The sequence below is a fragment of the Mesorhizobium sp. C399B genome (assembly GCF_030323185.1).
Taxonomy (GTDB): Bacteria; Pseudomonadota; Alphaproteobacteria; order Rhizobiales; family Rhizobiaceae; genus Mesorhizobium.
Map to the genome: position 1 here is coordinate 2,528,453 of NZ_CP100472.1, position 13,907 is coordinate 2,542,359.

General features: G+C 61.6%; 13 protein-coding genes. 7 read left to right on the top strand and 6 right to left on the bottom strand.

Features of this window, described 5'->3' with window-relative positions; translation table 11 throughout:
* Window position 1 precedes the first annotated feature (1 nt).
* From rpmB to NLY36_RS11995, 3 genes are all read left to right on the top strand, one after another.
* A complete protein-coding gene (gene rpmB / locus NLY36_RS11985; protein ID WP_023670682.1) occupies window positions 2-298 on the top strand; it encodes a 50S ribosomal protein L28 in 297 nt (98 codons plus the stop codon).
* A gap of 162 nt (window positions 299-460) precedes the next feature.
* Window positions 461-1,141 carry a queuosine precursor transporter gene (locus tag NLY36_RS11990; RefSeq protein ID WP_023735202.1) on the top strand — a complete coding sequence of 227 codons (681 nt, stop codon included), beginning with the start codon at window positions 461-463 and terminating at the stop codon, window positions 1,139-1,141.
* A 3-nt stretch (window positions 1,142-1,144) separates the two neighbouring features.
* Entirely contained in the window at window positions 1,145-1,816 is a 672-nt protein-coding gene (locus tag NLY36_RS11995) for a polyamine aminopropyltransferase (RefSeq protein WP_023686729.1), read from the top strand.
* 5 nt (window positions 1,817-1,821) lie between these two features.
* Here the strand turns inward: NLY36_RS11995 and NLY36_RS12000 are convergent, their stop codons facing one another.
* From NLY36_RS12000 to NLY36_RS12015, 4 genes are all read right to left on the bottom strand, one after another.
* Window positions 1,822-2,847 carry an esterase-like activity of phytase family protein gene (locus tag NLY36_RS12000; protein WP_023731083.1) on the bottom strand — a complete coding sequence of 342 codons (1,026 nt, stop codon included), beginning with the start codon at window positions 2,845-2,847 and terminating at the stop codon, window positions 1,822-1,824.
* Window positions 2,844-4,742 carry a cobaltochelatase subunit CobT gene (cobT, locus tag NLY36_RS12005; protein WP_023735203.1) on the bottom strand — a complete coding sequence of 633 codons (1,899 nt, stop codon included), beginning with the start codon at window positions 4,740-4,742 and terminating at the stop codon, window positions 2,844-2,846. Before cobT ends, NLY36_RS12000 begins: the two co-directional genes overlap by 4 nt.
* A gap of 11 nt (window positions 4,743-4,753) precedes the next feature.
* Window positions 4,754-5,740: a cobaltochelatase subunit CobS gene (gene cobS, locus NLY36_RS12010; protein ID WP_023670677.1), complete on the bottom strand. Its 987-nt coding sequence runs from the start codon at window positions 5,738-5,740 to the stop codon at window positions 4,754-4,756.
* Window positions 5,741-5,863: 123 nt separating this feature from the next.
* Window positions 5,864-6,493 carry a J domain-containing protein gene (locus NLY36_RS12015; protein ID WP_032887126.1) on the bottom strand — a complete coding sequence of 210 codons (630 nt, stop codon included), beginning with the start codon at window positions 6,491-6,493 and terminating at the stop codon, window positions 5,864-5,866.
* A gap of 168 nt (window positions 6,494-6,661) precedes the next feature.
* Here NLY36_RS12015 and NLY36_RS12020 point away from each other — a divergent pair, with 168 nt between their 5' ends.
* Window positions 6,662-6,964: a BolA family protein gene (locus NLY36_RS12020; protein ID WP_023670675.1), complete on the top strand. Its 303-nt coding sequence runs from the start codon at window positions 6,662-6,664 to the stop codon at window positions 6,962-6,964.
* Window positions 6,965-6,975: 11 nt separating this feature from the next.
* On the opposite strand, the gene NLY36_RS12025 is transcribed toward NLY36_RS12020, so the two are convergent.
* Window positions 6,976-8,529, bottom strand: coding sequence for an acetolactate synthase large subunit (locus NLY36_RS12025; RefSeq protein WP_023735204.1), 1,554 nt, complete (start codon window positions 8,527-8,529; stop codon window positions 6,976-6,978).
* Between the two features lie 112 nt (window positions 8,530-8,641).
* Window positions 8,642-8,974 (bottom strand): hypothetical protein, encoded by a 333-nt coding sequence (locus NLY36_RS12030; protein WP_245260187.1) that lies wholly within the window; start codon window positions 8,972-8,974, stop codon window positions 8,642-8,644.
* A gap of 92 nt (window positions 8,975-9,066) precedes the next feature.
* On the opposite strand from NLY36_RS12030, the gene NLY36_RS12035 reads away from it, so the two are divergent.
* The 3 genes from NLY36_RS12035 to NLY36_RS12045 are packed head-to-tail and all read left to right on the top strand — an operon-like array spanning window position 9,067 to window position 13,901.
* Window positions 9,067-11,016, top strand: coding sequence for a PrkA family serine protein kinase (locus NLY36_RS12035; RefSeq protein WP_023685367.1), 1,950 nt, complete (start codon window positions 9,067-9,069; stop codon window positions 11,014-11,016).
* A 17-nt stretch (window positions 11,017-11,033) separates the two neighbouring features.
* Window positions 11,034-12,341: a YeaH/YhbH family protein gene (locus NLY36_RS12040; protein WP_023685368.1), complete on the top strand. Its 1,308-nt coding sequence runs from the start codon at window positions 11,034-11,036 to the stop codon at window positions 12,339-12,341.
* A gap of 9 nt (window positions 12,342-12,350) precedes the next feature.
* Window positions 12,351-13,901 carry a SpoVR family protein gene (locus NLY36_RS12045; RefSeq protein ID WP_023685369.1) on the top strand — a complete coding sequence of 517 codons (1,551 nt, stop codon included), beginning with the start codon at window positions 12,351-12,353 and terminating at the stop codon, window positions 13,899-13,901.
* The last annotated feature ends 6 nt before the right edge of the window (window positions 13,902-13,907 follow it).

Below are 13,907 nucleotides of genomic sequence, written 5' to 3' on the forward strand. Positions count from 1 at the left end.
CATGTCCCGCACCTGCGAACTCACTGCCAAGGCAGTCCAGACCGGCAACAATGTGAGCCACGCCAACAACAAGACCAAGCGCCGCTTCCTGCCGAACCTCGTCAATGTGACGCTGATTTCGGAAGCGCTGAACCAGAATGTGCGCCTGCGCATTTCGGCCAACGCGCTGCGTTCGGTCGAGCATCGCGGCGGCCTCGACGCCTTCCTGGCCAAGGCCGACGCCAAGGAATTGTCGCAGCGCGCGCGCCTGTTGAAGAAGCAGATCGCCAAGAAGCTGGCCGACCAGCCCGCCGCTTAACGATATCAAGGCGGGGGACGACCGCCCTGAGCATCGGAGCAATCCGATGCTCAAAACTTCTAAGGCAGCAGCATCGGAGCAATCCGATGCTCAAAACTTCTAAGGCAGCGCGACCCGAACTTCGGCTAGCGCCTGGCTGGTTCCATTACCCAGGATAAAAAAATGACTTCCTTCTCGCGATATCTGCCCTTTGTGGCCGCCATGGCGCTTGTCGTCGTGGCATCGAACATCCTCGTGCAGTTCCCGATGCAGGGCCAGGCCGGCGGTCTGTCGCTGGGCGACATCCTGACCTGGGGCGCCTTCACCTATCCCTTCTCCTTTCTGGTCACCGACCTTGCCAACCGCCGCTACGGGCCGACCGTGGCGCGCCGCATCGTCCTTGTCGGCTTAATGACCGCGGTAGTCTGCTCGATCCTCGTCCCGCCCTTCCTGTTTCGCCACGGCCTGATCGAGTTCGAGACATCAGCCGACCGGCTGGTGCGCATCGCCACAGCTTCCGGCGCGGCCTTCCTTTGCGCGCAATTGCTCGACGTCACCGTGTTCAACCGGTTGCGCCGGCAGAGCTGGTGGCGCGCGCCGATCGTCGGCACGCTGGTCGGCTCGGTGTTCGACACCCTGGTGTTCTTCAGCATCGCCTTTTCGGCCGCCTTCGCTTTTGCCGGCCCGAACGACAGCTTTGCGCTGGAGACGGCGCCGCTGATGGGCGTGCTGCCGGTCGAGTCCATGCGCTGGGTCTCCTGGGCGCTGGGCGACCTCTCGGTGAAGCTGATCATCGCTGTTGTGGCCCTGATCCCCTACCGGCTGCTCGCCGCCCACTGGAGCCAGCCGGCCGTGGCTGTCTAGGCCGTGATTCCCTGGGTCCAGCTCGGCTCGGCCAAAACGCCTGACGGCGGGCAGGAACTGCGCCTCAAGCAGCGCGGCAGCGAATTCTCGATCATGCTCGGCACCAATGAGCTGATGAACAGCCGCCTCAGCGGCTCCGAGGAAGCGCTGGCCAAGCTCTCCTGTGAAAAGATCGGCGGCCGCGCCCAACCGAAAATCCTGATCGGCGGCCTCGGCATGGGTTTTACGCTGCGCGCTGCGCTTGCCCAAATGGGCGCCGACGCAGGCATCACCGTTGCCGAGCTTGTCCCCGCCGTCATCGCCTGGGCGCGCGGCCCCATGGAGGCGGTCTTCGCCGGCTGTCTCGACGATCCCCGTGTGACGGTTCGCGAAGCCGACGCCGGGCACATCATAAGATCCGACAAGGCAGCCTGGGACGCCATCCTGCTCGATGTCGACAATGGCCCCGAAGGCATCGTCTACAAGGGCAACGACGCCCTCTATGGCGCTGCCGGCCTCGGCGCGGCGCGTGCAGCGCTCAGGCCCGGCGGCGTGCTGGCTGTTTGGTCGCAAGGCCCCGATGCCGGCTTCACACTTAGGCTCAAGCAGGCGGGCTTTGTCGTGGACGAGGTGAAGACGCGCGCCAATGGCAAGCGCGGCGCGCGCCACGTCATCTGGATCGCCACCAAGCCTTAGGGCTCTCAATCCTGGTGCAGGATGAATTCCAGATAGAGGTTGCGCTGCAGGATCGAATGGTTGTCGTCCGAGATCAGCGACACCATCAGCGCTCCGTCATCGCGGGTCCAGACGTCGAGCCCTTCCATATTGTCGATCTGGTAGCCCATGTCGGCTTCCATCAGCACCGGCCCGTCGGCAACCGCGCCCTTCTCGACACTTTCGCCATAGATGCGTCGCAGCCGCATCCTGACACCGCCGGCCATCGAGAAACTGCGCTCCAGCAGCAAGAGATCGCCATCCGGCAGGAAAGCGCCGTCGGTGATGTCGAAATCGCCGTTGCGCTTGACCGTGAAGACGCCCTTGTGCGGCCCTTCGATGATGGCGGCATAGATGTTGCCAGCCTTGTCCAAGCTCTTTTCCGAGACCACGACGAGGCCGCCCTCGTGCTGGCCGTTGGGATTGGCGTGGGTGACGGTCTCGAAACCGCGGTTCTGTCGCAGTTCGCGGGCTGGAACCAGAAAGTTCAGTTGCTTGAACGGCGCCGTCATGTTGCTGGGGTCAATCTTGAACTGGGCGACGCGGTGATCGCGCTCGAAGCCGACGGTGGCGATGCCGTCCTTGACTGCAAGGCCCTCGGCATCGACTTCCCATTTCCTGTCGATCGGCCGGCCCTTTTCATCGACCATCTGCTGCATGCGGAAATTCTGGATGCCGGACGGCCGCTTGTCGGCATCATGGGTGATCGAGCCGAAGAACCAGAAGCCCGTATCGGCGACGCCGATGAAATCGCTGCCAGGTTTGACGAACCGAAATGCCGACAGCGCGCCGAAATCGCGCGTCGTCGAGTTCATCTCAAGACCGCCGACGAATTCCAGCAGCCCAAACTGCTTGTCGGCGCTGCCGATATTGAAGGTGGTGATCGGCCGCGCCGAGACTTCGACCGGCTCGACCGCGCTTGGGCCGGCGGCGATGGCCGGCGCAAACGCCATGCCGAACAAGGCAGTGACCGCGAAGAGCATCTGCCGAAACCCGCCGCGCAAAAAAATCATCCAGCGCGCCGGTAGCCGCCGCGGCGTGTATCGCGCACGTTTTCCTCGGCAAACAGCGAGGCCAGCTGCTCGGTCATGGCGCCGGCCAGTTCCTCGGCATCGACGATGGTGACGGCGCGCCTGTAATAGCGGGTAACGTCGTGGCCGATGCCGATGGCCAGCAGCTCGACCGGCGAGCGCGTCTCGATCAGCTCGATGACGGCGCGCAGATGCCGCTCGAGATAGTTGCCAGGATTGACCGACAGCGTCGAATCGTCCACCGGCGCGCCGTCCGAGATCATCATCAGGATCTTGCGCTGTTCGGGCCGGGCGATCAGCCGGTTGTGCGCCCATAACAACGCCTCGCCGTCGATGTTTTCCTTGAGCAGGCCCTCGCGCATCATCAGGCCGAGATTGCGCCGGGCGCGACGCCACGGATGATCGGCGGATTTGTAGATGATGTGGCGCAGATCGTTGAGCCGGCCGGGGTTCGGCGGCTTGCCGTCCTTCAGCCACTTCTCGCGAGCCTGTCCGCCCTTCCACGCCCGCGTGGTGAAGCCGAGGATCTCGACCGAGACGCCGCAGCGCTCCAGCGTGCGCGCCAGAATGTCGGCACAGGTGGCGGCAACCGTGATCGGCCGACCGCGCATCGAGCCCGAATTGTCGAGCACCAGCGTCACCACCGTGTCGCGGAATTTGGTGTCGCGCTCCTGCTTGAACGACAAGGGCTGCATCGGGTCGATGACGACACGAACCAGGCGTGCCGGATCGAGATAACCCTCTTCGAGGTCGAAATCCCAGGAACGGTTCTGCTGCGCCATCAGGCGGCGCTGCAGCCGGTTGGCGAGCCGTCCGACGACGCCGGAGAGATTGGCCAGTTGCTTGTCGAGGAAGGCGCGCAGCCGGTCGAGTTCTTCTTCCTCGCACAGCTCTTCCGCACCGACGGTCTCGTCGAAGGCGGTGGTGAAAACCTTGTAGTCGATCTCTTTCGGCAGGTTGGCGAACGGGTTGTCGTTACGGCGCGCCTCGCCCGGCGTTTCGGCGTCCGCATCGTCATCGTCGGAAAGATCGTCGGCAGTGGCGTCGGAGGCCTCAGTCTCGGACGACTGTTCGTCGTCGGCCGAGGCCTCGGCGTCCTCGGATTGCGACTGCTCGGAGCCGGAATCCTCTTCGCCGCCCTCCTCGCTCTGCTCCTCGCCTTGCGGCTGGTCCTCGTCATTGTCCTCGGAGTCTTCGGTCTCCTGATCGTCGCCGAGTTCCTCGGCCATCTCCATGGACGCCAGCATCTCACGCACGATGCGGGCGAAGGCCTGCTGGTCGCCGAGCTTGGCCGACAGTCCGTCGAGATCGGCCTTGGCCTTCTCCTCGACCCAGGGCCGCCAGAGTTCGACCAGCCGTTCGCCGCTCTTCGGGATCGGCCGTCCGGTCAGCTTTTCGCGCACCATCAGCGCCAGCGCCTCCTCGATCGGCGCGTCGGCCTTGTCCTTGACGTCGACAAGGTTGGCCTTGGCGTATTTGTCCTCCAGCATCGAGCCGATATTGTCGGCGACGCCTTGCATGGCGCGGCTGCCGATCGCCTCGACGCGGGCCTGTTCCACGGCGTCATAGATCGAGCGCGCCAGCTTGCCTTCCGGCGCCAGTTTGGTGTGGATGCGCTGATCGTGGCAGGCGCGCTTCAGCGCCATGGAATCACCCAGGCCACGAGTAATCGCAATGTCTGTCTTGGACGCTTTCTTCGGCAGTTCGGGCAGTCGGGCGCGGCTGCCGGCGAGCGCCGGGCGGTCCTTGGCGAAACCGACTTCGAGCTCCTTGTCGCCGGCGATGGCGCGCATGCAGACGGTGACGGCACGCTTGAAGCTGTCGGCTTCAGACCCCGTCTTCGACTTGTTGCGCGTGTTGTCGCCCGGACCCGCCATCGAGGCTCTGCTCAGCCCAGCACCACGTTGGCGGCGCTCTCGGGCAAATCCTCGCCGAAGGCGCGCTGGTAGAACTCGGCCACCACCGAACGCTCCAGCTCGTCGCATTTGTTGAGGAAGGTCAGCCGGAACGCCATGCCGATATTGCCGAAGATCTCGGCATTTTCGGCCCACGTGATGACGGTACGCGGGCTCATCACGGTCGACAGATCGCCATTGATGAAGGCCGAGCGCGTCATGTCGGCGACCCGCACCATCTTGTTGACGATGTCCTTGCCCTTGCCGTCGCGATAGTGCTTGGCCTTGGCCAGCACGATGTTCACCTCATTGTCGTGCGGCAGGTAGTTCAGCGTGGTGACGATCGACCAGCGATCCATCTGCGCCTGGTTGATCTGCTGCGTGCCGTGATAGAGGCCGGTAGTGTCGCCGAGGCCGACCGTGTTGGCGGTCGAAAACAGCCGGAACGCCGGATGCGGGCGGATGACCCGGCTCTGGTCGAGCAGCGTCAGGCGGCCCGACGATTCCAGCACGCGCTGGATGACGAACATCACGTCCGGACGGCCTGCATCGTACTCGTCGAAGCAGAGCGCGACATTGTGCTGGTAGGCCCAGGGCAGGATGCCGTCGCGGAATTCGGTGATCTGCAGGCCATCCTTGACGACGATGGCGTCCTTGCCGACGAGGTCGATACGGCTGACATGGCTGTCGAGGTTGACGCGCACGCAGGGCCAGTTAAGGCGGGCGGCGACCTGTTCGATATGGGTCGATTTGCCGGTGCCGTGATAGCCAGACACCATGACGCGGCGGTTGTAGGCAAAGCCGGCAAGGATCGCCAGCGTCGTCGCCTTGTCGAACAGATAATCCGGATCGATGTCCGGCACATGTTCCGAGGTCACCGAATAGGCCGGCACCACCATCTTGGACTCGAAGCCGAATTTGTCTTTCACCGACACCGTCGTGTCGGGCAAATTGGCGATGTCGCGATCGACCTTGTTCATCTCTATCCAAGTCTCCACGGGCGAAATGCCTGATTTCGCCGGCAATCGATTTTGTCCGGGGGCGGTCTTAGAGCCTTTTCCACCCTTATGAAAGTTGGAAAACGACACGAACCGTTAGGTTGCTCAGCACAAACCCGCCTGCTTGAGCACGCGATAGGCCTGCAGCACATCGCGGAACCGGTCTTCCGAACCTCTATCGCCGCCATTCGCATCCGGATGGTGGCGCTTCACAAGTTCCTTATAGCGCGCCTTGATGTCCTTGCCAGTCGCCTTTGTATCAAGGCCAAGCGTTTCCAGCGCCTTGGCCTCAAGCGGCTTGGCCTTGCGTTCGCGCGCCTCGCGCGGGTCCTTCGGCCCTTTGAACAGATCGAAGGGATCGCGCATGCGGTTGTAATAGCCGGCGCGACCGGAACGCTGCTGGGCGAAATCGGGCGAGGAGCGCGTCGAGGCGCCGGCGACGCCCATCTTCCATGTCGGCCGGTGGCCGGTCATCGCTTCCTTCTGGAAGCGGGCTATCTCGGTGTCCGGCACGCCGGAGAAGTAGTTGAAACCCTTGTTGTATTCGCGCACATGATCGAAGCAGAACTGAAAATACTCGCCTTCCTTCATGCGTCCGACCGGCGCCCGGTGGGTACCGGCCTCCTTGCAGCCGTCCCACTGGCAGATCGGCGAGTGCGACTTCAGCTCCGCATCCTTGTCGGGACGGACCCGAATTTTCTCGAAATATTTGGGGTACGGTTTCATCTCACCCATTTATGGGCTGTTCGCACGTGCGAAACAAGAATTGACATTTTCGCGATCATCGCCCTAACCGCTGAATCGCGGCATAAAGCAGGGCGAATGGCGATTTTTGAGGCGGCCCGGCGGGATCGATCCCGATTTCCCGATCACGCCTTGCAGATATGGTGAAGGGAGATGGCGATGTCCATACAGGCGACGATGGAAGACAAGCTGAACAAGGCGTTTTCGCCGGAGCGGCTGGCGATCGTCAATGAAAGCCACCTTCATGCCGGTCATCACCACCACGGCTCCGACGATCACGGTGCCTATGACGGCACCGGCGAGACGCATTTTCGCGTCCGCATCGTCTCATCCGTCTTTGCCGGCATGAGCCGCATCGACCGCCACCGCGCCGTCAACGAATTGCTCGCAGCGGAGCTGCAAGCCGGCGTCCATGCGCTGGCAATCGAACCGGCTGCACCCGGCGAAAAGACCCGTTGGTAAGTCTCTCCGCCTCAGATCACCGCTTCGATGAGAAACGGTCCCGGACGCGACAGGGCACTGTCGAGCAGCGCGTCGAACCGCTCGCACGTGTCGGCGCGGGCCGCCTCGACGCCCATGCCTTTGGCCAGCGCAACCCAGTCCAGCGCCGGATGGTCGAGATCGAGCATGCGCCTAGCGTTCTCGCCGATCTCATTGACCCCGACATTCTTCATTTCGCCATGCAGGATGGCGTAGGTCCGGTTGGAAAAGATGATGGTCACGACGTCAAGCTTTTCCCTGGCCTGGGTCCACAGTCCCTGCACCGTGTACATGCCGCTGCCGTCGGCCTCGAGATTGATCACCTTGCGGTCCGGGCAGGCGATCGCTGCTCCTGTCGCCATCGGAATGCCGCCGCCGATCGATCCGCCCGTACCCATCATGTAGTCGTGCGGCGCCGCAAAGGCGGATAGCGCGAAGAACCGTCTCGCCGAGGTGACCGCTTCGTCGCAGACGATGGCATTGGCCGGAAGTTTGCGCGCCACCGACAGCGCGATGGCATCGTCCGTCAGTCTGCCGCTCAGCGTCGGTTCGTCTGGAAAGGCGGTTGCGGCGGCGAATTGCTGCGTCGGCTTGATGCCGACCTCGGCAGCCAGCGCCTCCAGCGCCGCTTTCAGATCCTGGCCATGCGCCGCCAGCGAAAGCACCTTGCAATCGTCCCGAACCAGCCGCCCGGGCTTGCCGGGATAGGCGAAGAAGGCAACCGGCTCCTTGGCGCCGACCAGCACCAGCAAGTCGATATCCCGGAGCATGGCCGTCGCCGCATCGACCGGATAGGGAATGCGGGTCGGGGCGAACCGCCCGCGGCCGCGCTGCATGCGGGCGATCAGAACCTCACTGAACAGCCTGACATCGCTTCCCGATGAGATTCTCCCTGCGATTTCAAGTCCATCGGCGCGCGCCGCCTGCCCACGCACCACCATGCCGACACGGCCCGGCGCGGCGCGGATTGCTTCGGCGATCGTGCGCACAACATCCATGTCGACGGCGGGCGGCGGCTCCAGCTTCACCTTGCCAGGCGAAATCGCAGCAACTTCGCCCCAGGCGGCATCCGCAGGCAGGATCAAGGTCGTGACGCCAGGCGGCGTGAGTGAAGCGCGGAAAGCCGCCTCTGCGGCCGGCACAATATCGGCCGGCCCCTTGACGCGGCCAACCCAGTTCGACATCGGCGACGCTAGGCCTTCTATGTCGCTGGTCAGCGGGGCATCGAGCGGCAGATGGTAAGAAGCATGGTCGCCGACAATGTTGATCATCGGGCTGCGCGCACGCCTTGCGTTGTGCATGTTGGCCAAACCGTTGGCGAGACCCGGTCCGGTATGCAGCAACGTTGCTGCCGGGCGGTCGGTCATGCGCGCATAGCCGTCGGCGGCGCCGGTCACCACGCCCTCGAACAGGCCGAGCACGCAGCGCATCTGAGGTTTGCGGTCCAGTGCGGCAACGAAATGCATTTCGGATGTGCCAGGATTGGCGAAGCAGACCGTGACGTCATTGGCCAGGAGCACGTCGCACAGCAGATCGGCGCCATTCATGATTTTCTTTCCCAATCGACAATTCAGGAACAATTGCACCTGTAGGCGCCGGGTCGGCAATGTCCCGCCGGGGCTTTTGGTCTGATCCAGGACGCCTCGCGGGGATCCGGGATCAACCGACGGTCGCATTCAGGAAGGCCAGCATCGCGGCGGTCAACGCGTCGACGTCCTCGCCGAAGTCGTGATTGATCGACATATGCGTGTAGGCGTTGCCGTCGAACAGCGTCACTTCAGTGCCGGTGGCGCGCAGGCGCTTGGCAAAGCCTTCGATTGGTCGTCGCAGCCTTCGGCGCGCGAATAGGCGATGAAGGTCGGCGGATGCTTGTGTCCATCGAGATAGCTGGCCGGCGACAACGCCGCCCATCAGCGCCGCAGCACCGGGCAACCCGCCATTCCAGCCACTCCGAATGTTTCCTCCCAAGCCTTCTACCCGGATTGCAGCCACTCTCCTTCATGTGAAGGGAACCAACAATGCTTTCCGACAGTTGAAGGTGATGAGGCGATTGGAATCCAGATCGGCTCCGAGGGCAGAACATCATGCGTGCAACCCAATCCGACGTCTTCGATCTTTTTTCGGAAATTTATGCCAATGCGGCGGACGAAGAGGTCAGCATCCAACAGTATCTTCTTGCCTGTCGGGAAGACAAATCGATGTATGCTTCGGCTCCCGAAAGGATGGTCGACGCAATCGGCGAACCAAAACTGGTTGACACCAGCAAAGACGAGCGGCTCGGCCGCATTTTCGCGAATCGGACCCTCAAGGTCTACCCTCATTTTTCCGACTTCTATGGAATGGAGGATACGATCGAGCGCATAGCCGGGTATTTCCGCTATGCCTCGCAGGGGCTCGAAGAACGCAAGCAGATCCTCTATCTCCTCGGCCCGGTCGGCGGCGGCAAATCCTCTCTGGCCGAGCGCCTGAAGAAACTGATGGAGCAGCGCCCGATCTACACGCTGAAGGTCGGCAACCAGATCAGCCCGGTTTTCGAGTCGCCGCTTGGGCTGTTCCATCCCGATCACATGGGTGATCTGCTAGAGGATAAATACGGCATAGCCCGGCGCCGGCTGAACGGATTGATTTCGCCATGGGCGGCCAAGCGCCTCGACGAATTGTCTGGCGACATTTCCAAATTCAGCGTCGTCAAGCTGATGCCTTCGCGGCTGCGCCAGATCGGCATTGCCAAGACCGAACCTGGCGATGAGAACAATCAGGATGTCTCGGCCCTGGTCGGCAAGGTCGACATCAGGCAATTGGAAAATTTTAGCCAGTCCGACCCCGATGCCTATTCCTATAGCGGTGGCCTGAACCGGACCACGCAAGGTCTGCTTGAATTCGTCGAGATGTTCAAGGCACCCATCAAGGTTCTGCATCCGCTGCTGACCGCGACACAGGAAGGCAGCTACAACGGCACTGAAAATTTCGGCGCCTTTCCCTACCAGGGGATCATCGTCGCCCATTCCAACGAGTCGGAATGGCAACAGTTCAAGAGCAACAAGAACAATGAGGCGTTTCTCGATCGCATCCTGGTGGTCAAGGTACCCTATTGCCTGCGGATCACCGAAGAGAGGCAGATCTATGAGAAATTGCTGCGTGAGAGCGAGTTGGCCGCCAGCCCCTGTGCCCCTGAAGTTTTGGACATCCTCAGCCGCTTTGCAGTTTCGACGCGCTTGGCCGAGCACGACAACTCGCCGCTCTACACCAAGATGCGCGCCTATGACGGCGAAAATCTGAAGGAAGTCGATCCCAGGGCAAAGTCGGTCCAAGAGTATCGCGACGCCGCCGGCGTCGATGAAGGCATGACGGGCGTCAGCACGCGCTTTGCCTTTAAGATCCTTTCGCAGACATTCAACTTCGATAATGAGGAGGTGGCCGCCGATCCTGTGCATCTGATGTACATTCTGGAGGAGGCGATCAAGCGGGAGCAGTTCCCGAAGGAAACGGAAGCGGCCTATCTTGAATTCATCAAGTCGGAGCTTGCGGCGCGCTACGCCGAGTTCATCGGCCACGAAATCCAGAAGGCCTATCTGGAGTCCTATAGCGAATACGGCCAGAACCTCTTCGACCGCTACATCGCCTATGCGGATGCCTGGATTGAGGACCAGGACTACAAGGACCCCGACACCGGCCAGATCCTCAACCGGGAGATCCTGGACAACGAACTTTCGCAGGTCGAGAAACCGGCAGGCATCGCCAATCCCAAGGACTTCCGTAACGAGGTGGTGAAGTTCACTCTGCGCGCTCGCGCAAGAAACCACGGCCGCAACCCGTCATGGACCAGCTATGAAAAACTGCGCGAGGTCATCGAGAAGCGGATGTTCGGACAGGTCGAGGACCTCTTGCCGGTGATCAGCTTCGGCTCCAAGCAAGACAGCGTTACGGAAAAGCGCCACAACGAATTCGTGCAGCGCATGATCGAGCGTGGCTACACAGAACGGCAGGTACGCCGGCTGGTGGACTGGTACATGCGGGTGAACAAGGCGGGTTGACAGAGCCGGATGGTTCCATGCCGATCTTCATCGACCGTCGCCTGAACCCCAAGGACAAGAGCCTTGGCAATCGACAGCGCTTCCTCAGGCGTGCTCGCGAGGAGTTGAAGCGGAGCATTCGCGATCAAATCCGCACTGGCAGGATCGCCGACGTGGATACCGAGCACGCCGTGCCCATGCCTGAAAGGAAAACAGCCGAGCCGAGCTTCAACGATGACAGGGCCAGCGGACGGCGCCGACACATCCTTCCGGGCAACAGGCATTTTTCCCCTGGAGACCTGCTCCCGAAGCCGCATGGGGGCGGCGCGGCGTCGTCGCCAGGAAACACGGCGTCGGAAGACGATTTTCGTTTCGTGCTGTCACGCGAGGAGGTGCTCGAACTCTTTTTTGAGGATCTCGAACTGCCCGACCTGGTTAAGCTCAATCTCAAGGAAATCCTTGCCTTCAAGCCGCGCCGGGCCGGCTTCGCGGCAACTGGTTCCCCGACCAACATCAATGCCGGCCGCACGATGCGCAACAGCCTAGGCCGGCGCATTGCGCTGAGGCGCCCCACGCAGCAGGAACTGGAGGCGATCCTCCGGGAAATCGTCACGCTTGAGTCGGCCCCGGCCGGCGCGGCGGTGCGCCAGCGCATCGCGGAATTACGCGACGAGCTTGACCGGCTGGAGCGACGGCGCAGGCGAATTGCCTTTGTCGATCCGGTCGATATCCGATTTAACCGCTTCGACGCCCGGCCGGTGCCGAATGCCAATGCCGTCATGTTCTGCCTTATGGACGTGTCCGGATCGATGGGCCAACGCGAAAAGGACTTGGCCAAACGCTTCTTCGTGCTGCTGCACCTGTTCTTGAAACGGCGCTACGAACGCACGGAGATCGTCTTCATCCGCCATACCCATGAGGCGCACGAAGTGGATGAGGACACGTTCTTCTACAACACGCAGAGCGGCGGTACGATCGTCTCCACCGCGCTCGACGAAATGCACCGCATTATCGGCCAGCGCTATCCTGCCAGCGAGTGGAACATTTACGCCGCGCAGGCCTCTGACGGGGACAATTTCACCACCGATTCCGAGCGATGCATAGAGCTCATGAACGGCAAGCTCATGCGCCTGTGCCAGTATTTCGCCTATGTCGAGATCATCGACGAACGCGAGAGCCACATATTCGGTGCTACCGAAAACGGGACGTCGCTTTGGCGCGCCTACAGTACGATCGAGCTGAAATGGCCCAACTTCCAGATGAGCCGCATCGCTGCTCCCGCGGATATTTACCCGGTCTTCCACCGGCTCTTCGCCAGGCAGCCGGTGGCCATCAAGAGCGCTTGAGAGAGAGAGATGGTCAGGCGAGCCAACGAAACGAATTTGTTGTTTTCCGGTTCCGACTGGAATTTCGAGAAATTATCGCGGGCTTTTGAAGAGATCGAGGCGATCGCGGTCGACGAGTTGCATCTCGATACTTACCCGGTCCAGATGGAGATAATCTCCTCCCAGCAGATGCTCGACGCCTACTCATCTATCGGCATGCCACTGATGTATCGGCATTGGTCGTTCGGCAAACATTTCCTTCACCAGGAGCTTCTTTACCGTAAGGGTGGTCGGGGGCTGGCCTATGAACTGGTCATCAACTCCAATCCCTGCATCGTCTACCTCATGGAGGAAAACACCATGGCCTTGCAGGCCCTTGTGACGGCCCACGCGGCGCTTGGCCACAATCATTTCTTCAAGAACAATCATCTGTTTCAGCAATGGACCGACGCCGGGGCAATCCTGGGTTATCTGGACTTCGCCAAGGGCTACATCGCCCGGTGCGAGGAGCGGCACGGCCTTGCAGCAGTGGAGGCTATTCTCGATTCCGCCCATGCGCTGATGGAACAAGGGGTGTTCCGCTACCACCGGCCGCCAAAGCTCTCGTCGGAGCGACAGCGCGAAGGGCTTCGCGAGCGCCTCGAATACGAAGAGCGCTCCTACAACGATCTGTGGCGCACGCTGCCGCCGTCGCAGAACAAAAACAAGTCCGGCAATGAGGATCAAGGGATGGCGGAGCGCAAGAGATCGCTCAACCTTCCCGAGGAAAACCTCCTTTATTTCCTCGAGAAGAACAGCCTGATCCTGGAACCCTGGCAGCGCGAGATCATCAGGATCGTCCGCGTCATCGCGCAATATTTCTACCCGCAGCGACAGACTCAAGTCATGAATGAAGGCTGCGCCACCTTCGTGCATTATACGCTCATGAACATGCTATTCGATCGCGGCCGGATCGGCGAAGGTGCCATGCTCGAAATCCTGCGCAACCATTCGAACGTGATCTTCCAGCCGGCCTTTGACGATCCCCGGTTTTCAGGCATCAATCCCTATGCCCTCGGCCTCGACATGATGCAGGACATACAGCGCATTTCGACCGAGCCGACGGCGGAGGACCGCGACTGGTTCCCGGACATTGCAGGACATGGCAACTGGCGCGAGGTCCTGCTTGAGGCCTGGGCCAACCACCGCGACGAATCCTTTATCCGCCAGTACCTCAGCCCGAGCTTGATCCGAAAATGGCGGTTCTTCGTGCTTGGCGATGGAGCCGACCAACCGCATTTCGAAGTCGCCTCGATCCACAACGAACGTGGCTATCACAAGATACGGGCCGAGCTAGCCCACGGTTACGACCTTGGAGCGAATCGGCCGGACATCCAGGTGATTGATGTCGACCTGCTCGGCGACCGGCAGTTGCGGCTGCAACACAGGGTAAAGGATGGTGTTGTGCTCGAAGGGGCCAGCCGTGACGCGACGCTGCGCCATGTCCGCAGCCTCTGGGGCTACGAGGTCAGCCTGGTCGCAGTTGACGCTCAAACCGGTGCGACCATCCACGAACGGTCTACGAGCCAGATCGCGGCATAAGCTCGG

Bases quoted from the DNA above. Each gene is read 5' to 3' on its own strand.
- rpmB (WP_023670682.1), top strand. From the start codon at position 2: ATGTCCCGCACCTGCGAACTCACTGCCAAGGCAGTCCAGACCGGCAAC.
- NLY36_RS11990 (WP_023735202.1), top strand. From the start codon at position 461: ATGACTTCCTTCTCGCGATATCTGCCCTTTGTGGCCGCCATGGCGCTT.
- NLY36_RS12000 (WP_023731083.1), bottom strand. From the start codon at position 2,847: ATGATTTTTTTGCGCGGCGGGTTTCGGCAGATGCTCTTCGCGGTCACT.
- cobT (WP_023735203.1), bottom strand. From the start codon at position 4,742: ATGGCGGGTCCGGGCGACAACACGCGCAACAAGTCGAAGACGGGGTCT.
- cobS (WP_023670677.1), bottom strand. From the start codon at position 5,740: ATGAACAAGGTCGATCGCGACATCGCCAATTTGCCCGACACGACGGTG.
- NLY36_RS12015 (WP_032887126.1), bottom strand. From the start codon at position 6,493: ATGGGTGAGATGAAACCGTACCCCAAATATTTCGAGAAAATTCGGGTC.
- NLY36_RS12020 (WP_023670675.1), top strand. From the start codon at position 6,662: ATGTCCATACAGGCGACGATGGAAGACAAGCTGAACAAGGCGTTTTCG.
- NLY36_RS12025 (WP_023735204.1), bottom strand. From the start codon at position 8,529: ATGAATGGCGCCGATCTGCTGTGCGACGTGCTCCTGGCCAATGACGTC.
- NLY36_RS12035 (WP_023685367.1), top strand. From the start codon at position 9,067: ATGCGTGCAACCCAATCCGACGTCTTCGATCTTTTTTCGGAAATTTAT.
- NLY36_RS12040 (WP_023685368.1), top strand. From the start codon at position 11,034: ATGCCGATCTTCATCGACCGTCGCCTGAACCCCAAGGACAAGAGCCTT.
- NLY36_RS12045 (WP_023685369.1), top strand. From the start codon at position 12,351: ATGGTCAGGCGAGCCAACGAAACGAATTTGTTGTTTTCCGGTTCCGAC.